A 20,545-nucleotide genomic window follows, 5' to 3' on the forward strand; every position below is an offset into this window, starting at 1 on the left:
ACGTTGGTACGACTGAATGGATTCGAACTACTGACCTTTGGACCGGGTGATCAAGAGTAGGTAGTGCTTTTTCCTTCAGATGTACTTTTATTTATTTTATTTTACTTAAATGTTGGTACGACTGAGTGGATTCGAGTTACTGACCCTTGGACCGGGTGGTCAAGAGTAGGTAGTGCTCTTTCCTTCAATTATACGTTTCATTAATGTTGGTACGACTGAGTGGATTCGAACCACCGACCCCTACCATGTCAAGGTAGTGCTCTAACCAACTGAGCTACAGTCGTATTACTGTTTAAGTAAGTTGTTAATTACTTAACAACGGCGGCTAATATATAGCGTGGCGGGTGGTGAATCAAGCAAGTTTGTTGTTTTTGAGTTTATTTGCCGTTTTTTTATTCATATTGGGCTTATTTCACACGTTTTATAAAATTTTTGCCACCAAACTACATGCTCTACTGCTGAGCCTTTTAATTGATTTAGTAAATTGTTGGGTGAGTTTTCGTCTATTAAATAATTAATTTGCTTAACCGTTATATTTTCTTCAAACCAAAGTCGGTTGTAAAGTGGTTGTAATACTTCAAGGTATCCGGTCAGTTGTGCTTGGTATGGCTGAATTTGTTTTAAATAATATTTTTGAAATACATTACTTATTATTTTAGCTTCTTTTTTATTTTTACCCGTAGGGCAAAGATCGCCGAAGCTTATTGTTTTTACAAACTGTGTTGCGCTGTTGTTGAGTGCTATTTGTTGCCTAGCGGATTGAATAAGCGCTTGGTTAAATCTGTATTTGTTGAGTTGCTCTAATGCATTAAACAGGCTGTCAGTATTAACTTGACTAAATTGCTGAGATTTTATCTGTTTTTTTATAGTAACAAGTTGTGTAAGCGCCTCTACAGTGTCGCTATACCCTGCAGGTTGCATTGAAAGCTCGTTTGATGTGAGTAACCAAGTACGGTTGAGCTCAGGCTCTTTAAATAGCATGGTATTAAAGTAGTGCATTAAGTGTGCTTGCTTTTGATTTTTTGCGTCACTTATTTTGCTATAAATAGCGGTATTGTCATCAAGTGTATTTAAGCAATTATCAGCGCTTTGAATGAAATTTATTTGGTACTTTAGTTGGCTCGCCGCAGTTGCTGTTTTGCCAAGTTGATTATTGTGCTCGCTTATAAGTACATTAAGCCTACAGCGGGTAAGTCCAGCAAGTTCAACTATGCTTAGGGTAATTTTGCTTTCGCTGAGCACTGACGGTTTTGTTAGTTTTAATTGCTCAAGCACTACCGGTGTAATGGGTGAGGTGTTAAGTGTGTCACTTAAACGCGTTATGTAGGTATTATTTATTGAGCTAGGTGCTTTACTGCAACTAGTTAGCGTAAAAACGCTCACTAGCAGCAATATAACGACTGGTAGTGAGCGCTTTATTATTAATTTACTCGGTAATGAATGGTTCACGTTTAAAGCGCTTATTTACTGTGAGCATCAACAATACGGCGGCAACGGTTAGCCCGACTATTATTCCGACCCAAAAACCGTGTGGCCCCATTGCTGGCACTATTATGTCTGTTCTTGCCAATACGTAACCTAAGCTAAAGCCGATTAACCAATACGATATAAAGGTGATATAGGAAATAGGTGCTGTGTATTTTAAACCCCGTAATACACCGTTTGCGGCTACTTGCAGAGCATCAGGTAGTTGATAAACACAGGCTAAAATCATAATTGAGGTAGCAAGGGCAATTACTTCGGGACTATCTGTGTACAACTGGCTAATTAAATCACGACCTGTAAATGTAATAAGTGCTAAAAACAGTGCGATAACAATCGCTAAAATATAACTGGTCGATACGGCGACCCTTAATTGCTTTAAATGATTTTGACCATATAGATTACCAATACGGATACTAATAGCGATAGAAAGGCTTAGCGGCATCATAAACAATAATGTAGTTACACTGGCTGCTATTTGATGGCCTGATACAGCCACAGCGCCTAAATGCGCTATAAATAGAGGAATACAGGCAAATAAGGTTACTTCAAAAAAGGTGGCTAATGAAATTGGAATACCTAATTTTGTAATCGTTGCAATGGTGGCTAGGTTAGGTTTTTCAAATGGAGCAAGTAGGCCTTTAGCGTCTACTTTTTTACTTAGTTGGCAGTAAGTCACTTGTGCAATTGCCATAACAGTTAAAACAATTGCTGTTGCAATACCACAACCCGCGCCGCCGTAGGCAGGTAAACCAAATAAACCATTTATAAAAATATAATTTACCGGAATATTCACAGCTAAACCCAGCAAGCTTATGTAAAAAGCGGGTTTAGTCATGCCCATGCCTTCGGTCATGTTTCTATAAGTGGTAAAAATTAAAAAGCCGAATACACCCCATTTAACAAAATGAATGTAGTCAAAAGCGAGGCTTGCAATTGCTGGGCTGGTATCGAGCCTTAATATAATTATGTCGGCTAGATAAGTGATACCGAACCCTATAGCACTCAATAGTACGGTTAAATAAAGGGCTTGTTGAAAATAATGGCTAATACCTTTTTTGTCATTCGCACCTGCGTACTGTGCAATGATACCGGTGAGCGCTAATAAAATGCCTTGTAATGCAAGTAACAAAGGATTCCAAATACCTGTGGCAATAGACAGTGCCGCTAAATCTGTAGGACTTACTTGACCGGCCATAATAGTGTCGACCACCGACATTAAAACAAGGGTAACTTGAGCTAAAAAAACAGGAAGAGCAAGAGAGAGTAAGCGTTTAGCTTCCCAATTACAAAAGGTCATAAAAACAGCTATTTAATAAAACAGAACGCAATTGTAGTCTATTGTGTTTCAAATAAAAATCTCAGTTGTGAATGATTTTATTAGTTGATACGTTAAACTATCACTTTGTAATAATTTTAAGTGATTTTATGTTTACAGGAATAGTGCAAACGCAAGCAACAGTGGTTTCTAAAACTCAAACAGCCGGCGTTCTACGTTTAGTTATATCGGTAAGTGATGAATATGTAAAACACCTAGATTTAGGCGCAAGTATAGCTATTAACGGGTGTTGCTTAACTGTTGTGCAAGTTGAACTAAGTAACCATGATGTGGTGGCGCAAGTACATTTTGATGTGATTGACGAAACCCTAAAGCTAACTAATTTAGGGTTGCTTGAGCTAGGCAGCTTAGTTAATTACGAGCGCTCAGTTACGTTTGGTACTGAATTGGGTGGACATATAGTGTCTGGGCATATTCATTGTACGTCACAAATCTCTCAAATTGTGAAGCTTGAGAATAACTGTAAAATTCAATTAAGCTTACCAAAAGAGTGGAAAAAGTATGTGTTATATAAAGGCTTTGTTGCTATAAATGGCGCAAGCTTAACCGTGGGTGAAATTGACGAGCAAGGATTTTGGTTACACCTTATTCCCGAAACGCTCGCTATTACAAACATTGGTGCAGCACAAGTAGGTGATAAGCTAAATATTGAAGTAGATCAGCAAACTTATACTATTGTAAACACGGTAGAAAATTACTTACGCCATCAGGTTTAAATTAAAATATTTGTTCGTCGTCGCTGTCTACGTGTAGCTCTAATTTATTGTTAGCATAGTCTATATGCATGTTTAAATGAATTGGGTTACAGCAGGCTGCACAGTCTTCTATATAATCTTGATCGCCCATACTTGCATCTAAGTCTAAATGAATGTGGTGTCCGCAATGTGGGCAGGCGATTCGTTGTGACAAAAAGTCTTTCATAATCACTCCAGTTATAAATAATTAAGTGGTTGCAAATAACTCTAGCAAAAACTTAATGGATCAAAGCTGAACTCCTTACTTTACTAAATATAGTCGGTCTGGAGGATTGTGACACTTATTTTACATTGGTTGCTGTGAGCATTTCTATATGTTGTTTTGCTTCAGTGAGATAGTGTCCAGCAAAAATGTTAGCGTGATTTAAAATTGGGTATAATTGATAAATCAATTTTCGTTTTTGATAGTTTTGCGAAAGCGGATATTGCTGATTGTAGGCAGTATAAAAATTTTCAGGGAGCGGGGCAAACAACTCGCTCATCGCAATATCAACTTCCCGATCACCATAATAACAAGCTGGATTAAATACGGTTGGAAGCATATTGATAAACCCCATGTTTCCGCGCCAAAAATCACCGTGCAGTAATGATGGCTTTACTTGATGGCTATGGAGTTGTTCTTTTATCGTATTTATTAAGCGTTCGGGTTCAACAAAGTTAATGCCTTTTTCAGCGAGTAACTGTAATTGCCAGCCGATACGTTCTTCGGCATAAAATACGTCCCATTTTTTATGCCAGCGGTTAGGTTGTATGGTTGTAGCTAAATAATTGTCTACATCAAAACCAAACATAGCCTGTTCATGTATGGTGTGCATTTTAGCCAAGTTTTTACCCATAGCAGACCACGTATCATGAGGTTGTTTATCAAGTACCAGCCATTCTAAAACGATAAACGAAAATTCTATGTTTGCACCTGTTACAATGCAATCGGGCACCATAAATACACTATTTTGTGCTAAAAGTTCTAAACCGATAGCTTCACTTTCAAAACGTTCGAGTTCATTTTTTAATGCTACTTTTACTAAGTAGTTTTGTGTACCGTTACTTAAATGAAATAGTTTATCGGAGCTGGAACTTTGTAGTTGGCGTTTGTAGGTGTGTTTAAAATCATAATGAATAGCTTGGCTGATGTGCTCGTTTACTGTTTTCCACATAACAATTGCTCACCTTTTAAACAGATAGTTAAACTATGGCAAAAAGGAATTAATTTAACAATCTAAACGTTGTAAAATTAACGGCTATATTGCATAAAACTACATTTACTGTAATGGAGTAAGAATGAACAAAAGTTTAATAACCAATTCGCTAGCAGGTTTATGTGTTGTTGTAGGTTTTGTGTTTAACCAAGCAATTGTGCTATCTGTTGGTTTATTTGCACTTTCTGGCGCGGTAACTAATTTATTGGCTATTCATATGTTATTCGAAAAGGTTCCGTTTTTATATGGCTCAGGCGTTATAGCACTTAAATTTGAAAGTTTTAAAGTGGCCATAAGAAACTTAATATTAACGGAGTTTTTTTCAGAGCAAAAAATTAATAATTTACTAAATAAAGCACAGCCAAATATCGACTTTGAGCCAATAATTAGCAATGTTGATTTAAACCCTGCTTTTGACAATTTGTTAGAAGTAATAGAGCAATCTCAGTTTGGCAGTATGCTAGGAATGTTTGGCGGTACAGCGGCAATAGAGCCAATGCGTGAAAAGTTTGTTGAAAAAATGCAACTGTCGCTTGGTGAGATCTCTCAAACTGACGATTTTAAAGCATTAGTAACCCAAACACTTTCACAAGGTAACAGCGCAGAGAGTTTATATAAAACGGTACTTAAATTAGTGGATGAGCGCTTAGATGAGCTTACCCCTAAGATGGTGAAAGAGATTATTCAAACTATGATCCGCGAGCACCTAGGCTGGCTTGTTGTGTGGGGCGGTGTATTTGGTGGTTTATTTGGCTTAATAGCGGTGATTATCTAACTTAAAATGAATTAAGCAAGCGGTTTAACAGCCTGCTTAATTGCTTTTTAGCTGCCATTTATTTAGGGCTTGTAATAATAGTTACTGTAGGCATGTTTACTTTGGCTAAATCTTTAATTGATGTGCGTGTTGTCGCTTCAATATTTAGATAATTAGCGCTTTTATTTAAATTATAGAGTGATACAAACTCTGTTATTGGTAAGTTATTACATTGCAGTTTGTTGATGGCGGCTTTACTGGTACGTAAATCACGCAGTGTTGCACGCAATTTATAGGCTTTATTAGACGCAACAGCCATACAAGCCTGTGTACCTGGGCTTGTATCAGCAGCAACAAATTTTGCTGCTAAAGTAGGTGTTGTAATAAGTGCCGCGTTTAATACTAAGCCAGTATATAAAGTTGCTTTTAATATGTTCATAATTTATTCCTCATTATTTGCGGGTGCAGGGTAAGTATTAAACGAATTGAATAAAAAAGCTGTTAACCAAATGCAACAAGCTGTAAGCAAGTATGTGATTAATACACACTTATAATTAGATGTATGAATTAATAGCAATTTAAGTATGTTTTTTGACACACTTATATAAATTTTTTTATTACAGCTGATTTATTTTTTCAGGCTGTTATTATCGCCCCCATAATTTAGTCGTGTTTTTTTAGGAGCAACGGTGAGCAAAACGTTAGCCAGTTATTATCAGCAAGCATACGCTTGCGATCAGCAGCATTTTAACCAGTGTTTTTATTGTGGTTGTGAAGCAACAGAGCGCGACCATTGTCCGCCATTGCATATGCTACAAAGCATTGTTGATTTAGGTGAAGAGGCTGACTTTATCTCTATCCCTGCGTGTTATGAGTGTCATGCACTTTTACATAACGAAAGACTGATGACGATTGATGAGCGTTTTACCAAGCTTAAAAAAAAGCTCTCAAATAAATATGCTAAACCACTGCGCGTTTATAACATGTGGGAAGAAAGCGAACTTGGCGACATGAGCGACGAGTTTGCCCATAGTATTCAAGCGGGTATGAAATTAGGAAAAGAAGCCGCTGAGCGTTTAGCATTTACGGGTTTTAGCTATGCCACAGAAGATGCCAAAGTAGCTGTGCGTGAAAAAACGAAAGAGTTTGATGTAGAGGGCATGATATTTACCGACTTTAAAGAAGCGCTAAATTACTGCATTAATGATTTAAACGTACAAAAAAGTGACTTTTATAAAATTTTGGTTGAAGACTACCAAGGTGATTTTAATAAAGCATTGAGCCAGTATCGTCACCGTCATGATAAAGTAACTGCAGCTAAAGACGGTAATACACTTATTAAAGATTTTTCAAAGCTACATAAGCAAAACTCTGATTTTGTAACGCGTACGGTAAAGCACTTTATAAGCAAAGACCCCTCGCTTACCACCGAAGGTGCGCTTGAAAAGTTGTATAACAATTATATAAAGAAATAATTACAGATATTCATCTTAATTAACTGCGTTTTCACCTGTTTTTTTGGCTTTATTCCTTAGCTTTCGCTAAAGTAGCAAAAAAACAGGAGATCCAAACAACATGCAAAAATTTGCACCTTCTTTATTAGCAGTGGGCTTAGCTGCTGCACTTGTAGGTTGCCAAGAAAACGGCCCGCAAGACGATAAAATAACAATTAACAAAAACCCTTACCCAAGTACTTATCAGCCAGTTTCTACATCTAGCACATTAATTACCAATGCCACCGTTTTAACAGGTACTGGTGAGCGTTTAGATGAAACAGATGTATTACTTGTTGACGGCAAAGTACAACAAGTCGGTAAAGACTTAACAGCCACTGCTGATATTACAATTGATGCGCAAGGCAAATGGGTGACACCGGGTATTATTGACGTACATTCACATTTAGGCGCATACCCAAGCCCGTCGGTTGAGTCGCATCAAGATGGTAACGAAATGACCAGCCCTAACACTGCAGAAGTGTGGGTTGAGCATTCTGTTTGGCCACAAGATCCAGGCTTTAACCGCGCCCGCGAAGGCGGCATTACTTCTCTGCAAATTTTACCAGGCTCAGCTAACTTATTTGGTGGTCGCGGTGTTACGCTTAAAAATGTCCCTGCACACACTATGCAAGGGATGAAATTTCCAGAGGCGCCGTATGGTTTAAAAATGGCGTGTGGTGAAAACCCTAAACGTGTTTATGGTCGCAAAGGCGTGCTACCTTCAACTCGTATGGGTAATATGGCTGGTTACCGTATGGCATGGGCTGAAGCTGCTGAATACAAACGTGCATGGGATAAGTACGATGCCGATTACGCGGCAGGTTTAAACCCAGAAGCACCAGTACGTGATATTAAACACGATACGCTACGCGGTGTGCTTGAAGGCGAAGTGATGATTCATAATCATTGTTATAAAGCTGAAGAAATGGCAATGATGATTGACCTGTCAAAAGAATTTGGTTACCACGCAGGTACTTTTCATCACGGTGTAGAAGCATATAAAATTGCTGACTTACTTGCCCAAAATGGTTCGTGTGCTGCACTTTGGCCAGACTGGTGGGGCTTTAAAATGGAAGCCTACGATATGGTACAAGAAAACGTGGCTATTGTTGATGCGGTTAAAAACTCGTGTGCAGTTGTTCACTCAGATTCAGATACTACTATTCAGCGTTTAAACCAAGAAGCGGGCAAGGTTATGTACCGCGCTAACGAAAATGGTTTTGATATTTCTGAGCAACACGCTATTAAATGGATCACGTCTAACGCTGCTAAATCGTTAGGTATTGATGACAAAACAGGTTCACTAGAAGCCGGTAAGCAGGGCGATGTTGTTATTTGGAATCAAAGCCCATTTAGTGTTTATGCTAAAGCTGAACAAGTGTTTGTTGATGGTGCAAAAGTTTACGATAGAAACGACAGCGCGTATCAAGCAGTAAGTGATTTTATGTTAGGTCAACAATAAGGAGCACCCAGAATGAAAAATTTATCACGTTCGTTTTCGCTTTCTCTGGTTGCTGCAGGATTATTAGCATCTGGTGCTGTAAGCGCACAATCGCTAGCAATTATTAATGCAACATTACATACGTCATCTGATCAAGGTGTATTAGAAGCGGCAAGCATTGTAATGACAGATGGTAAAATCACCGCGATTAACCCAACTGAAGTGAAAGCCGATAAGGTTATTGATGCAAAAGGTCAAATTGTAACCCCTGGCTTTATTGCAAGTATTAACCAACTTGGTTTAGTTGAAGTAAGTGCAGTTGCGGGCTCGCGCGATGCAGGCGAGGATAAAGCCGGTATCGATTTTGACGTAAGCTTGGCTTACAACGCTCATTCAAGCTTAGTGCCTTATGCTCGTAAAGGCGGCGTAACACGCGATGTAATTACTCCACATGGCGGCGATAGCATTTTTTCAGGCCTTGCGAGTGTTGTTGATTTAAGTGGTAGTTTTGACAGCGACATACAAAAGCAGGCCGCTTTAATTGTTTACTTAGGTGAGCGCAGCAAAGGCTCTCGTGCTTTTACTTTGCAAACACTGATTAATAAGCTTGATGAGCACAAAACTAAAGCTGGTAAAAAAGCCAAAAAAGATGACGACAAACCAAGTACTGAAGATAAAGTCATGGCAAAAGTACTCACTGGCGAAATGCCATTAGTGGTTGGCGTATCACGTGCGGCTGATATTATTGAGCTCATTAAAGTAAAAGAGCAATTTGACATTAATTTAGTGCTTAACGGTGCGCAAGATGCTGTTGTAGTTAAAGAGCGCGTTGCTAAAGCAAATATCCCAGTGATCATTAGTGCAATGGATAGCTTACCAGGAAGCTTTGATTCGCTTCATGCAAGTTTAGATAATGCTAGTGTGCTTGAAAAAGCGGGCGTTAAAGTATTATTAACGGTAGGTGGCGATGCAAGCCACAACATATATCAGCTACGTTTCGATGCTGGTAATGCTGTGTCGTACGGTATGAGCCAAGAAGGTGCGTTAAAAGCGGTTACATCAAACGTTGCTGATGTATTTGGTATTAATGCAGGTAGCCTTGAAGTTGGTAAAGCCGCTGATGTAGTAATGTGGAGTAATGACCCGTTTGAACTAAGCAGCCATGTGAGCAAAATGTTTATCAATGGGGTTGAGGTATCTACACAATCTCGTCAAGATAAACTGCGTGACCGCTATACAACTGACTCAAAAATGCCACGTGCATATACTAAATAATTAAAATAAATTTAATTATTTTAAAGGCCGCTATTTTCTAAATAGCGGCCTTTTTTTAAAGTTTATACCAATCCGCAATAATACTTAATCATTTTGCGGGGCTAAACGTGTCGCTACCTGTGTTAAAAAATTCTCATTTACGACTGCATGGATGCAGAAGGTAGAGCAATGCAGGAGCAATTGCCGAGAACGACTAAATAGCAAATTTTTTGCCTAGCTATCAACACGTTTTTCCATCCTAAAAATAGATCACTTAATTAAGCGAATTGGTATCAGACATAAAAAAGCCGCTTACTTTTACAAGTAAGCGGCTTTTAAATTTAAACCAATATTTATACTAATTTAGCAAGAATATCGTTAAATGTAGTGCTTGGACGCATCGCTTTAAACGCTGCATCATCGTTAGGCTGGAAGTAACCGCCTAAATCAACTGCAGGGCCTTGCGCATCGTTAAGCTCACTTACGATTTGCTCTTTATTAGACTCAAGGTCGCTAGCAATTTGAGTAAACTGTGCATTAAGTTCACTGTCATCATTTTGCTTAGCAAGTTCTTGTGCCCAGAATAAAGATAGGAAGAAATGAGAACCACGGTTATCAATTTCTTTCACTTTACGTGAAGGAGACTTGTTTTCAGCAAGGAATGTGCCTGTCGCTTTGTCTAGCGTATCAGCAAGTACTTGTGCCTTGTTGTTACCCGTAGTTACGCTAAGGTGCTCAAGTGATGCAGCAAGTGCTAAAAATTCACCTAAAGAATCCCAACGTAAGTGATTTTCTTTTTCGAATTGTTGAACATGCTTAGGTGCAGAACCACCCGCGCCAGTTTCAAATAAGCCACCACCGTTCATAAGTGGAACAATTGAAAGCATTTTAGCACTCGTACCCAACTCTAAAATTGGGAATAAGTCTGTAAGGTAATCACGTAATACATTACCTGTTACAGAAATCGTGTCTTTACCTTCTTTAATACGCGCTAATGAGAACAATGTTGCTTCAAGCGGTGCTAAAATTTGAATATCTAGGCCAGCGGTATCGTGATCTGGTAGGTATTTGTTTACTTTTTTGATTAGCTGCGCATCATGTGCACGGTTTTCGTCTAACCAGAAAATAGCTGGAACGCCTGTTGCGCGAGCACGATTTACTGCAAGCTTAACCCAATCTTGGATTGGTGCGTCTTTAACCTGACACATACGCCAGATATCGCCTTGCTCAACACTGTGCTCAAGTAATGTATTACCATTTGCATCAACAACACGGATAGAACCGTCCGCTTTAGCTTCAAATGTTTTGTCGTGTGAACCGTATTCTTCCGCTTTTTGAGCCATAAGGCCAACGTTTGGAACGCTACCCATTGTTGTTGGATCAAACGCGCCATTTTCTTTACAAAAATCGATAGTTGCTTGGTAAACACTTGAGTAACAACGATCAGGAATTACAAAGCTAGTGTCTTGTAATTTACCTTCGTTATTCCACATTTGACCGCTTGAACGGATTGCAGCAGGCATAGATGCATCGATGATCACGTCACTTGGTACGTGTAAGTTTGTAATACCACGGTCAGAATCAACCATAGCAATAGCAGGGCGGTTAGCGTAAACAGCTTGAATGTCTGCTTCGATTTCTTCGCGCTTAGCATCGTCTAATGTTTGAATTTTAGAATATACGTCGCCTAAACCATTATTTACATCAACACCTAGCTCTTCAAAAAGCTCACCGTGTTTAGCAAACACATCTTTGTAGAATACTTTTACAGCATGACCGAAGATGATTGGATCAGATACTTTCATCATTGTCGCTTTCATGTGAAGCGAGAATAAAACACCTTTTTCTTTAGCAGCATCAATTTCAGCAGCCAAGAAAGCTTGAAGCTTAGAAGCGCTAATGCTTGATGCATCAATTACTTCGCCAGCTAAAAGAGGTGTGCTTTGTTTAAGAACAGTAACGTCACCATTAGTTGCAACATGTTCAATACGCACATCAGTGGCTGTATCTACAGTGACTGATTGCTCAGACCCAAAGAAATCACCTTCGCTCATGCTTGCAACGTAAGACTGAGAATCTTTGCTCCACGCACCCATTGAATGTGGGTTGTTACGTGCATATTCTTTTACAGAACCTGGTGCGCGACGATCAGAGTTACCTTCACGTAGTACTGGGTTTACTGCACTGCCTTTAATTTTGTCGTAAGCAGCTTGAATTGCTTTTTCTTCATCATTTTTAGGTTCAACAGGGTATTCTGGAAGCGCGTAACCTTTTGCTTGAAGCTCTTTAATTACAGCACGCAGCTGTGGAACAGATGCACTAATGTTTGGTAATTTGATGATGTTCGCTTCTGGTGTTTTAGCAAGCTCGCCAAGTTCAGCAAGTGCATCGCCAATGCGTTGTTCTTGTGTTAAATAATCAGGGAAGCTAGCAATTACACGACCTGCTAATGAGATATCGCGAGTTTCAACTTCAACACCGGCCGCATTTGTATATGCTTGGATGATCGGTAGCAACGAGTAAGTTGCTAGTGCCGGAGCTTCGTCCGTTTTTGTATAGATAATTTTTGATGTCATCATCATTCCTAGATAGTCGACCGATAAGGTCTTATTCAACAATGCAAAGAAAATCATTACTAATGAGTAAATATTATTAAACAAGTTAATAAACACGTACGCTCGTAATGAATAGTTTGTTAGGTGTTGGTACTCAGCGTTGCTTTTTTATAAAAGCAGAATAGTCACACCTGACGAACTAGAATTGTATTTATAGCTAAAAAATCAACAAAAATAAATCAGCCTTTAGCCTAGTACATTTAAAACTGGCAAAAGTATGATAACTGTTGTGTTAATGCGCTGTTCTAGCATTAAGAGTGTAACAAGCTTAAATAAAAAGGGCCAGAGTATGAACGAGCTCAATACTCAGTTAAACAATTAACTCTTAGAACATTGGGGTATATAAAATAAATTCAAGGAAAAGGGTTGAATTTGGGCAAAAAGGGGCAATAAATAAGGGTGAAGAGATAAAAAGTATGCTTAAGGAATTAAGCGAGGATCTAAAAAGGTCACTCGCTTTAGTCGAACAGAACATTGTTCACTCTATAATGTCGCCATCAGGGGCAATATTTTTAGCGTGGAGGCCCTTAGGCCCTTGTTCTAATTCGAAAGTTACATCTTGACCAGCTTTAAGTGTTTTATATCCGTCCATTACAATAGTTGAGTAATGAGCGAAAATATCATTCTCGCAGCCGTCTTCTACGATGAAACCAAAACCTTTGGCGTTGTTGAACCATTTAACTTTACCGCAAGCCATACTTCTACATCCTTCAATAAGTTGACTAATTTAGTTATTCTAAACCGTATAATTTGCTAGACTGATTAAGGTTTAATCAATCTATGTTTGACTGTAGTTTATTTAGCCAACCAGTCAAGTGTTTTGAGTTATTTTTTTAACATTTTATTTATTTTTTATTCAAGTTTGCTTGAGTTACAAAGACAAGACTATATTTAATTATGAGTGGTATGAAAGATTCAGGTGTAATTGACACAGTTCGCGACAGTGAAAAGCAAAAGCTACAACCACCGCGAAAATATAAAGTTGTTTTAAATAACGACGACTACACGCCGATGGACTTTGTAATAGAAGTTTTAACGACGTTTTTTAATATGGATAGCGATAGAGCAACCGACGTGATGCTTCAGGTTCATGAAAAAGGTAAGGGTATTTGCGGTGTTTACAGCGCCGATGTAGCCCATACTAAGGTCGAACAAGTTAACCGCTACGCGCGTGATAACGAGCATCCACTGCTTTGTAGTTGTGAGCAGGAATAAATACCAATTTTATACAATTGGTATAAATACCAATCTAGGGTGATCAAACATCCGATTGTTGTGGTATAAATTATTATCTCAGTAAGGGGTTGCCAATGCTAAACAAAGACTTAGAACTCACATTAAATGCCGCGTTTCGTGAAGCGCGCACTCGCCGTCATGAGTTTATGACCGTAGAGCACCTTTTACTTGCGCTGTTAGATAATCCTTCAGCAGGAGAAGCCCTAAATGCGTGCGGTGTTAATCTTTCTGGCTTAAAAACCGAATTATTAGAATTTATTGACGAAACAACACCCGTCATCCCAGATCTAGAAGAAGAACGTGAAACTCAGCCAACGCTTGGTTTTCAGCGTGTATTACAGCGTGCGGTGTTTCATGTGCAATCGTCAGGTAAAAATGAAGTTACTGGCGTAAACGTGCTAGTTGCTATTTTTTCTGAGCAAGAGAGCCAAGCTGTTTATTTACTTAAAAAGCACGATGTATCGCGTTTAGATATTGTTAACTTTATTTCACACGGTATTTCTAAAGCCGATGATGAGTTAGGGGATGACACCGATGATATTCATGAAGAAGTGCAAGAAGTACAAAATGAAGAAGCAAGCAAGCTAGACAGCTTTACAACCAACTTAAACGTTCAAGCACGTGAAGGCAATATAGACCCTTTGATTGGACGTGACAGCGAAGTAGAGCGCACGGTACAAGTATTGTGTCGTCGCAAAAAGAACAACCCATTACTAGTTGGTGAAGCAGGTGTTGGTAAGACAGCAATTGCCGAAGGCTTAGCGTATCGTATTGTTAACGAGCAAGTACCAGAAGTCATTGCAGATGCTGTTGTGTACTCGCTAGATATGGGGGCATTGCTTGCGGGTACTAAATACCGTGGCGATTTTGAAAAGCGCTTTAAAAGCTTATTAAAAGAGCTACAAGCACAGCCTGGGTCTATTTTATTTATTGATGAAATACATACCATAATTGGTGCCGGCGCAGCGTCTGGTGGCGTTATGGATGCATCAAACTTGCTTAAACCACTGCTTTCAAGTGGAAAGTTACGTTGTATGGGTTCAACAACTTACAATGAGTATAAAAATATTTTTGAGAAAGATCGTGCACTAGTACGTCGTTTTCAAAAAATAGATGTGCTTGAACCAAGTGTTGCCGATACCACCAAAATATTAAATGGCTTAAAAGAGCGTTACGAAGAGCACCATGGTATTCGTTATACTCAAAAAGCATTAAAAGCAGCAGCAGAGCTAAGTGCTAAATACATTAATGAACGCCACTTGCCAGATAAAGCAATTGATGTAATTGATGAAGCCGGTGCAAGTCAGCGCCTGCAACCTAGCTCTAAACGTAAAAAAACCATTGGCGTGGCAGATATAGAACTAATTATATCTAAAATGGCACGTATCCCAGCGCAAAGCGTATCGTCAACAGATAAAGAAACGCTTAAAAACCTAGACCGTAATCTTAAAATGCTTGTGTTTGGGCAAGATCAATCTATTGACGCGCTTACATCAGCTATTCGTTTATCTCGCTCTGGTTTATCAAGCGAAGAAAAACCAGTTGGCTCGTTCTTATTTGCAGGACCTACCGGTGTGGGTAAAACAGAAGTCACTAAACAGCTTGCTAAATGCATGGGTGTTGAGTTTATTCGTTTTGATATGTCTGAATATGTAGAGCGCCATGCTATTAGTCGGCTAATTGGTGCTCCACCAGGATATGTTGGCTTTGAGCAAGGCGGTTTATTAACAGAAGCTGTTATTAAAAACCCACATGCAGTTGTACTTTTAGATGAGATTGAAAAAGCGCATCCAGACATTTATAACATCCTGCTGCAGGTAATGGATCACGGTACGTTAACCGATAATAACGGTCGTAAAGCCGATTTTAGAAATGTAGTTGTGGTAATGACAACTAACGCTGGTGTGCAAGAAACCACACGTAAGTCGATTGGTTTTACAGAGCAAGATCACACGCATGATGCAATGGGCGAAATTAATAAAGTATTCTCGCCAGAATTTAGAAACCGTTTAGATAACATCATTTGGTTTAATCACCTTGAACGTGAAGTTATTTTAATGGTGGTTGATAAATTTATTGTGGAACTGCAATCCCAGCTTGATAAAAAATCGGTTAACCTTGAGCTTACGTCTAAAGCGCGTGAATGGCTCGCAGATAAAGGCTACGATAAAGCAATGGGTGCACGACCAATGGCACGTGTTATTCAAGAAGAGCTTAAAAAGCAATTAGCTAACGAAATACTGTTTGGTGAACTTGTTGATGGCGGTACGGTTAAAGTATCGGTTAAAGACAAGAAGATTCGGTTTGATTACGAGAGTAGCTTAACACCAGCGTAAAACGTTAATTAAAAAGTTTAGTTAAATAAAATGGCTCGCTACATAATAGCGGGCCATTTTTTCGCCCTTTTTTATAGGCAACAAAAAACCCAGTAAAAACTGGGCTTTTTGTTTATTAAATGTAATTGCTAGTCAATGTCTATCAATTACATTTAATAAACGCTTAAAGCTAGTAAAACACTAGCCAAAAACTAAATCTCGTTTACGCACTTACTTAGCGAGCACGGAATACGATACGACCTTTCGATAAATCGTAAGGAGTCATTTCTACCGTTACTTTATCGCCGGTTAAAATACGGATATAGTTTTTGCGCATTTTGCCTGAAATATGAGCCACAACTACGTGACCATTTTCTAGCTCAACTCGGAACATTGTATTTGGTAAAGTATCAAGGACTGTCCCTTGCATTTCGATTACGTCTTCTTTCGCCATGTTTAGCGTAACACCTCTTTAATAGTTAAACGCTGCAGATTTTGCCCAAAATACACCAATAAGTAAAGGCGCAGGGGCTATATTTGCAAATTAAATAGCCACCCACTCATCATTAAGCTGTTTTTGAGCTGGTAAAAACTGAGTTTTGTACTTCATTTTGTTGCATTCATCAATTTGATAGCCCAAGTACACGTATTGCTTATTTTGCTCTTTTGCAAATCTAAGCTGCTCTAATATCATCACAGAGCCTAAACTATAGTGTTCAAAATCGGGGTCGAAAAAGGTATAGATTGCAGAAATAGCGCTATTCATACAATCAGTTACGGCAACTGCGACTAAAGTATCTTGGTGCCATAGTTCAATAAATGTGATTTTGAGCCAACTGCAAAGTAAAAAGCTTTGAAACTGTTCTTTTTCAGGAGGATACATACTTCCATCCTGGTGACGCATTGTTATGTACTTACTATAAAGCGGATAGTACTCAGGTCGCTCTTGCGTCGAATATTTCACTTCAAACTGGCTTTTTGCTTTGTTTAGTTTACGTTTTTGCGATTTTGAGGGGATAAAGTCTTGTGCTAATACACGTACAGAATTACATGCACTGCATATTGGGCAATGCGGGCGGTATATTTGGTTACCACTGCGACGAAACCCCAAACCTAATAATGACTCAAATTTGTCGGTACTGTAGCAACTAGGATCTAGAATAACTAAAAGTTGTTCTTGTCTGTTGGGCAAATAACTACAGTCAAACTCTTGGGTTAAACCAACACGTGCAGGAAGTTGTTCATTCATAGATTGCGTCAAGTTCTTGTGGCTCCCACATAATAGGGTTAACGATATAGCTATGTGCAGCTTTTAGTTTAGTCAAAAATGTTGAGCGAGGAATTACTTGTGCACCGAGGGTCATTAAATAAGGGTTTTCTAACTGGCAATCAATAAAATGCGCATTGTGACGTTTAAGCCAATTTACCAGTGCCCACATCGCAAGCTTAGAGCAATTGGTTTGATGATGAAACATCGACTCGCCACAAAATACACCATTTTGCATAATGCCGTATAAGCCTCCTGCAAGCTCTCCGTTACTCCACACCTCTAAACTATGAGCAATGCCCGCATTGTGTGCATTAACGTAAGCGTTGAGCATGTCAGAAGTGATCCAGGTACCATCGGTGTCAAGGCGTTGATCGCGACATGCTTCTATCACCTCTTTAAAGGCATTATTAATGGTTACTCTTACAGGGTGCTTTTTTAAATGCTTACGCAGACTTTTACTTATATGAAAATCATCCAGTTCAAAAATCCCGCGTTCGCTCGGCGACCACCACATAATAGGCTCATCTTCACTAAACCAAGGGAATATTCCGCTTTTGTAGGCATTACTTAGGCGAGGTAAACTTAAATCTCCGCCAATTGCGAGTAAGCCATCAGGGGATTCTAATGCGTATTCCGGATTGGGGAATGCTATATCGTTTTCGCTTAATTGGTATAGCTGATTTTTCATACAGTACTTATCTTATAATTGATCGTAAAAGTGTAACTATATTTTAGGCATAAAAAAAGGGCTGAATAACCAGCCCTATAATAATTTATTTAATTGCTTATAAATTATCTAAGAAACGTTCTGCATCAAGGGCAGCCATACAGCCAGTACCCGCTGATGTGATTGCTTGACGGTAAATGTGGTCAGATACATCACCAGCAGCAAAAACGCCTTCTACACTTGTTTGAGTCGCGTTACCGTTCAATCCAGACTCTACAACTAAGTAGCCATCTTTCATTTCTAGTTGGCCAACAAACATATCTGTATTTGGCTTATGGCCAATAGCAATAAATACACCGGCTAAATCTAGTTCTTCAGTTGCATCAGAGTGTGCATCTTTAATACGAACGCCAGTTACACCCATTTGGTCGCCTAATACTTCGTCAAGCGTGCGGTTGTAATGCATTACAACGTTACCGTTTGCTGCTTTTTCAGCAAGGCGGTCAGCAAGTATTTTTTCACTGCGGAAACTATCACGACGATGAATAACATGTACTTCGTCAGCAATGTTAGATAAGTAGAGCGCTTCTTCAACCGCCGTATTACCACCACCAACAACCGCTACTTTCTGACCTTTATAGAAAAAGCCGTCACATGTAGCACATGCCGAAACACCACGGCCTTGGAAATTAGTTTCAGACTCTAAGCCTAAGTATTTAGCAGACGCACCCGTTGCAATGATTAACGCATCACATGTGTAAGTACCTTGGTCGCCAGTTAGTGTGAAAGGGCGCTTAGATACATCTACTTTATTAATGTGATCAAACACAATTTCAGTTTCAAAGCGCTCAGCGTGCTCTTTCATACGATCCATTAATGCAGGACCTGTTAAGCCGTGTGCATCACCAGGCCAGTTTTCAACTTCAGTCGTGGTTGTTAATTGGCCACCTTGTTGAATGCCTGTAATTAAAACAGGGTTTAAATTTGCACGTGCTGCATATACTGCGGCAGTATAACCAGCTGGGCCAGAGCCTAAAATTAGTAGCTTACAATGTTTTGCTTCAGTCATTATTTTTTCCTAAACGTTTAATACGGTCTTTAATGCGCTCGATTCTAAGAAAAACAAGGCAGAAGTAAACAAAATCCGAGATTATTTTTTTTAGCAAATCGAAAAGCTGTGCAGTATTGTGTACTAGAGATTGTGGCTTTTGCGTTTAATAAAGTAAAGTAGCTCAATAAATAGACTAACAGGCAACAAAACAACGTTAATTCATGACCACTTTGATTTTTTTTGTTATGTTTTACCTAATTTTATTTGTCACTGATAAATCATGTGACCCAAGTGAATAGGCAACTATGTTATTTTGGCAGGAAAAACCCGCATTCGGGTTGACTTCAAAAGACGTTAACGTCTTAACCAATGCGCAAGATTACCGAACGCAATTGCTACGTTTGATCAGTAGCGCAAAAAAACGAATTTATATCACAGCGCTTTATTTACAAGATGACGAAGCAGGTCGCGAAATTTTAGAAGCTTTGCACCGTGTGTCATTAACAAACCCAGCACTTGAAATAAAAGTGCTGGTGGATTTTCATCGTGCGCAACGTGGTCTTATTGGTGCAGAGAAGTCTGACGGCAATGCAAGTTTATACTGTGACGATTTAGAAAAGTTTAAATCGAACGTACAAGTTTATGGCGTACCTGTAAAAGCTAAAGAATTATTTGGCGTATTGCATTTAAAGGGGTTTGTCATTGACGATACCTTACTTTACAGCGGCGCAAGCTTAAACAACGTGTATTTGCAGTATAACGAACGCTACAGACTCGATCGTTACTTTTTAATAACGCAGAGCGAACTGTGTGAATCAGTGGTTGATTTTATTGAGACAAAGCTAATTAGCTCCGTTGCTGTGCCACGCATAGACACACGACCGCTTAAACGTTTACACGACTTCAAACTTGACCAAAAGCAATTAATGCGTGATTTAAAGGCCGCCAGTTATAACGCAGCAGAGCAACTAAATACGCAAGCATTAGGTATTCGTTTATTTTTGGGGTTTGGCCGTCGTAATAACGAATTAAATCGTTTAATAAAAGCGTTATTTGATACCACAGAGCAAGAGCTTGTGTTGTATACGCCATACTTTAATTTTCCGGCGCCGCTTATGCGATCACTGCGCCGTTTATTAAAGCAAGGCAAACAAGTGACTATTGTGGTAGGCGATAAAACAGCAAATGACTTTTATTTACCGCCAAGTGAGCCGTTTAGTAAAATAGGGGCACTACCTTATTTATACGAAACTATTTTGCATAAGTTTGTAAAAACGCAAAAACGCCATATCGATAACGGCAATTTAAATGTGTATTTGTGGAAAGATGGAAGTAATTCGTTTCATTTAAAAGGTATTTGTTCAGATAGAACAAAACATTTACTGAGCGGGCATAACTTAAATCCGCGTGCATGGGGCCTTGATATCGAAAATGGTATTTTAATAGAAGATCCAGAGCAAACAATTATGGATGCCATTGATAACGAAAAGCATGAAATTTTACAACACTGTCGCCGTTTAACAGGCCCAGATGATTTAGAAACGATGGATGATTACCCGCAGCCAGTTAAAAAACTACTTGGCCAAGCTAAGCGTGTAAAAGTAGATTTTATAATCAAGCGTTTTATATAAATTCATTTTAAATCAGACACAAAAAAGCAGCTAATTAGCTGCT

19 protein-coding genes and 1 tRNA gene are annotated in these 20,545 nt (G+C 39.0%); 8 read left to right on the forward strand and 12 right to left on the reverse strand.

The genetic code is table 11. The annotated features are described in order from the left end of the window. Positions 1 to 207: 207 nt before the first annotated feature. The 3 genes from P20495_RS10525 to P20495_RS10515 all read right to left on the reverse strand — a co-directional run bounded on the left by P20495_RS10525 (position 208) and on the right by P20495_RS10515 (position 2,782). Positions 208 to 284: transfer RNA gene (locus P20495_RS10525), tRNA-Val, on the reverse strand. Between the two features lie 112 nt (positions 285 to 396). Further along, on the reverse strand, positions 397 to 1,449 hold the full coding sequence (locus tag P20495_RS10520; RefSeq protein WP_008136186.1) for a DUF3080 family protein: 1,053 nt from the start codon (positions 1,447 to 1,449) through the stop codon (positions 397 to 399). Continuing rightward, the gene (locus P20495_RS10515; protein WP_008136188.1) at positions 1,427 to 2,782 is read right to left on the reverse strand and encodes an MATE family efflux transporter; all 1,356 of its coding nucleotides are present in this window, start codon (positions 2,780 to 2,782) and stop codon (positions 1,427 to 1,429) included. Before P20495_RS10515 ends, P20495_RS10520 begins: the two co-directional genes overlap by 23 nt. Before the next feature lie 128 nt (positions 2,783 to 2,910). On the opposite strand from P20495_RS10515, the gene P20495_RS10510 reads away from it, so the two are divergent. Beyond that, the gene (locus P20495_RS10510) at positions 2,911 to 3,537 is read left to right on the forward strand and encodes a riboflavin synthase (RefSeq protein WP_033015721.1); all 627 of its coding nucleotides are present in this window, start codon (positions 2,911 to 2,913) and stop codon (positions 3,535 to 3,537) included. A 1-nt stretch (position 3,538) separates the two neighbouring features. Here P20495_RS10510 and P20495_RS10505 read toward each other — a convergent pair whose 3' ends face one another. Then, positions 3,539 to 3,742: a CPXCG motif-containing cysteine-rich protein gene (locus P20495_RS10505; RefSeq protein WP_007375655.1), complete on the reverse strand. Its 204-nt coding sequence runs from the start codon at positions 3,740 to 3,742 to the stop codon at positions 3,539 to 3,541. 115 nt (positions 3,743 to 3,857) lie between these two features. Further along, positions 3,858 to 4,730, reverse strand: a complete 873-nt coding sequence (locus tag P20495_RS10500) for a fructosamine kinase family protein (RefSeq protein ID WP_008136191.1) — start codon at positions 4,728 to 4,730, stop codon at positions 3,858 to 3,860. Between the two features lie 124 nt (positions 4,731 to 4,854). On the opposite strand from P20495_RS10500, the gene P20495_RS10495 reads away from it, so the two are divergent. Beyond that, positions 4,855 to 5,547 (forward strand): hypothetical protein, encoded by a 693-nt coding sequence (locus P20495_RS10495; protein WP_008136193.1) that lies wholly within the window; start codon positions 4,855 to 4,857, stop codon positions 5,545 to 5,547. A 58-nt stretch (positions 5,548 to 5,605) separates the two neighbouring features. Here the strand turns inward: P20495_RS10495 and P20495_RS10490 are convergent, their stop codons facing one another. Further along, complete coding sequence (locus P20495_RS10490) at positions 5,606 to 5,965, reverse strand: DUF3718 domain-containing protein (RefSeq protein WP_008136195.1); 360 nt, start codon at positions 5,963 to 5,965, stop codon at positions 5,606 to 5,608. A gap of 250 nt (positions 5,966 to 6,215) precedes the next feature. Here P20495_RS10490 and P20495_RS10485 point away from each other — a divergent pair, with 250 nt between their 5' ends. The 3 genes from P20495_RS10485 (at position 6,216) to P20495_RS10475 (ending at position 9,738) form a co-directional block, all read left to right on the forward strand. Continuing rightward, the gene (locus P20495_RS10485; RefSeq protein ID WP_002962505.1) at positions 6,216 to 7,001 is read left to right on the forward strand and encodes a hypothetical protein; all 786 of its coding nucleotides are present in this window, start codon (positions 6,216 to 6,218) and stop codon (positions 6,999 to 7,001) included. Positions 7,002 to 7,101: 100 nt separating this feature from the next. Continuing rightward, a complete protein-coding gene (locus P20495_RS10480; RefSeq protein ID WP_008136198.1) occupies positions 7,102 to 8,484 on the forward strand; it encodes an amidohydrolase in 1,383 nt (460 codons plus the stop codon). A gap of 12 nt (positions 8,485 to 8,496) precedes the next feature. Then, entirely contained in the window at positions 8,497 to 9,738 is a 1,242-nt protein-coding gene (locus P20495_RS10475) for an amidohydrolase family protein (protein ID WP_008136201.1), read from the forward strand. A gap of 332 nt (positions 9,739 to 10,070) precedes the next feature. Here the strand turns inward: P20495_RS10475 and P20495_RS10470 are convergent, their stop codons facing one another. Further along, a complete protein-coding gene (locus tag P20495_RS10470; RefSeq protein WP_008136203.1) occupies positions 10,071 to 12,293 on the reverse strand; it encodes an NADP-dependent isocitrate dehydrogenase in 2,223 nt (740 codons plus the stop codon). A gap of 517 nt (positions 12,294 to 12,810) precedes the next feature. Next, positions 12,811 to 13,029 carry a cold shock domain-containing protein CspD gene (cspD, locus tag P20495_RS10465; RefSeq protein ID WP_002962500.1) on the reverse strand — a complete coding sequence of 73 codons (219 nt, stop codon included), beginning with the start codon at positions 13,027 to 13,029 and terminating at the stop codon, positions 12,811 to 12,813. 209 nt (positions 13,030 to 13,238) lie between these two features. On the opposite strand from cspD, the gene clpS reads away from it, so the two are divergent. Together clpS and clpA are read left to right on the forward strand one after the other, a co-directional pair. Continuing rightward, a complete protein-coding gene (clpS, locus tag P20495_RS10460) occupies positions 13,239 to 13,547 on the forward strand; it encodes an ATP-dependent Clp protease adapter ClpS (RefSeq protein WP_007375663.1) in 309 nt (102 codons plus the stop codon). A gap of 95 nt (positions 13,548 to 13,642) precedes the next feature. Next, positions 13,643 to 15,904, forward strand: coding sequence for an ATP-dependent Clp protease ATP-binding subunit ClpA (gene clpA, locus P20495_RS10455; protein WP_007375664.1), 2,262 nt, complete (start codon positions 13,643 to 13,645; stop codon positions 15,902 to 15,904). A 214-nt stretch (positions 15,905 to 16,118) separates the two neighbouring features. Here the strand turns inward: clpA and infA are convergent, their stop codons facing one another. The 4 genes from infA to trxB form a co-directional block, all read right to left on the reverse strand. Next, positions 16,119 to 16,337, reverse strand: a complete 219-nt coding sequence (gene infA / locus P20495_RS10450; RefSeq protein WP_002962494.1) for a translation initiation factor IF-1 — start codon at positions 16,335 to 16,337, stop codon at positions 16,119 to 16,121. Positions 16,338 to 16,427: 90 nt separating this feature from the next. Further along, positions 16,428 to 17,132, reverse strand: a complete 705-nt coding sequence (locus P20495_RS10445; RefSeq protein ID WP_033015719.1) for an arginyltransferase — start codon at positions 17,130 to 17,132, stop codon at positions 16,428 to 16,430. Next, entirely contained in the window at positions 17,125 to 17,841 is a 717-nt protein-coding gene (gene aat, locus P20495_RS10440) for a leucyl/phenylalanyl-tRNA--protein transferase (protein ID WP_008136206.1), read from the reverse strand. The genes P20495_RS10445 and aat overlap by 8 nt, the downstream gene beginning before the upstream one ends. Positions 17,842 to 17,938: 97 nt before the next feature. Further along, positions 17,939 to 18,889: a thioredoxin-disulfide reductase gene (gene trxB, locus P20495_RS10435; RefSeq protein ID WP_007375668.1), complete on the reverse strand. Its 951-nt coding sequence runs from the start codon at positions 18,887 to 18,889 to the stop codon at positions 17,939 to 17,941. Between the two features lie 287 nt (positions 18,890 to 19,176). On the opposite strand from trxB, the gene pssA reads away from it, so the two are divergent. Beyond that, on the forward strand, positions 19,177 to 20,502 hold the full coding sequence (pssA, locus tag P20495_RS10430; RefSeq protein ID WP_008136209.1) for a CDP-diacylglycerol--serine O-phosphatidyltransferase: 1,326 nt from the start codon (positions 19,177 to 19,179) through the stop codon (positions 20,500 to 20,502). Positions 20,503 to 20,545 lie beyond the last annotated feature (43 nt).

The organism is Pseudoalteromonas sp. BSi20495 (genome assembly GCF_000241185.1).
In the GTDB taxonomy this organism is placed as follows: domain Bacteria; phylum Pseudomonadota; class Gammaproteobacteria; order Enterobacterales; family Alteromonadaceae; genus Pseudoalteromonas; species Pseudoalteromonas fuliginea.

Coding starts and splice junctions, on each gene's coding strand:
- P20495_RS10515 (WP_008136188.1), bottom strand. CDS start 2,782: ATGACCTTTTGTAATTGGGAAGCTAAACGCTTACTCTCTCTTGCTCTT.
- P20495_RS10510 (WP_033015721.1), top strand. CDS start 2,911: ATGTTTACAGGAATAGTGCAAACGCAAGCAACAGTGGTTTCTAAAACT.
- P20495_RS10505 (WP_007375655.1), bottom strand. CDS start 3,742: ATGAAAGACTTTTTGTCACAACGAATCGCCTGCCCACATTGCGGACAC.
- P20495_RS10500 (WP_008136191.1), bottom strand. CDS start 4,730: ATGTGGAAAACAGTAAACGAGCACATCAGCCAAGCTATTCATTATGAT.
- P20495_RS10495 (WP_008136193.1), top strand. CDS start 4,855: ATGAACAAAAGTTTAATAACCAATTCGCTAGCAGGTTTATGTGTTGTT.
- P20495_RS10490 (WP_008136195.1), bottom strand. CDS start 5,965: ATGAACATATTAAAAGCAACTTTATATACTGGCTTAGTATTAAACGCG.
- P20495_RS10480 (WP_008136198.1), top strand. CDS start 7,102: ATGCAAAAATTTGCACCTTCTTTATTAGCAGTGGGCTTAGCTGCTGCA.
- P20495_RS10475 (WP_008136201.1), top strand. CDS start 8,497: ATGAAAAATTTATCACGTTCGTTTTCGCTTTCTCTGGTTGCTGCAGGA.
- P20495_RS10470 (WP_008136203.1), bottom strand. CDS start 12,293: ATGACATCAAAAATTATCTATACAAAAACGGACGAAGCTCCGGCACTA.
- cspD (WP_002962500.1), bottom strand. CDS start 13,029: ATGGCTTGCGGTAAAGTTAAATGGTTCAACAACGCCAAAGGTTTTGGT.
- clpS (WP_007375663.1), top strand. CDS start 13,239: ATGAAAGATTCAGGTGTAATTGACACAGTTCGCGACAGTGAAAAGCAA.
- clpA (WP_007375664.1), top strand. CDS start 13,643: ATGCTAAACAAAGACTTAGAACTCACATTAAATGCCGCGTTTCGTGAA.
- infA (WP_002962494.1), bottom strand. CDS start 16,337: ATGGCGAAAGAAGACGTAATCGAAATGCAAGGGACAGTCCTTGATACT.
- P20495_RS10445 (WP_033015719.1), bottom strand. CDS start 17,132: ATGAATGAACAACTTCCTGCACGTGTTGGTTTAACCCAAGAGTTTGAC.
- aat (WP_008136206.1), bottom strand. CDS start 17,841: ATGAAAAATCAGCTATACCAATTAAGCGAAAACGATATAGCATTCCCC.
- trxB (WP_007375668.1), bottom strand. CDS start 18,889: ATGACTGAAGCAAAACATTGTAAGCTACTAATTTTAGGCTCTGGCCCA.
- pssA (WP_008136209.1), top strand. CDS start 19,177: ATGTTATTTTGGCAGGAAAAACCCGCATTCGGGTTGACTTCAAAAGAC.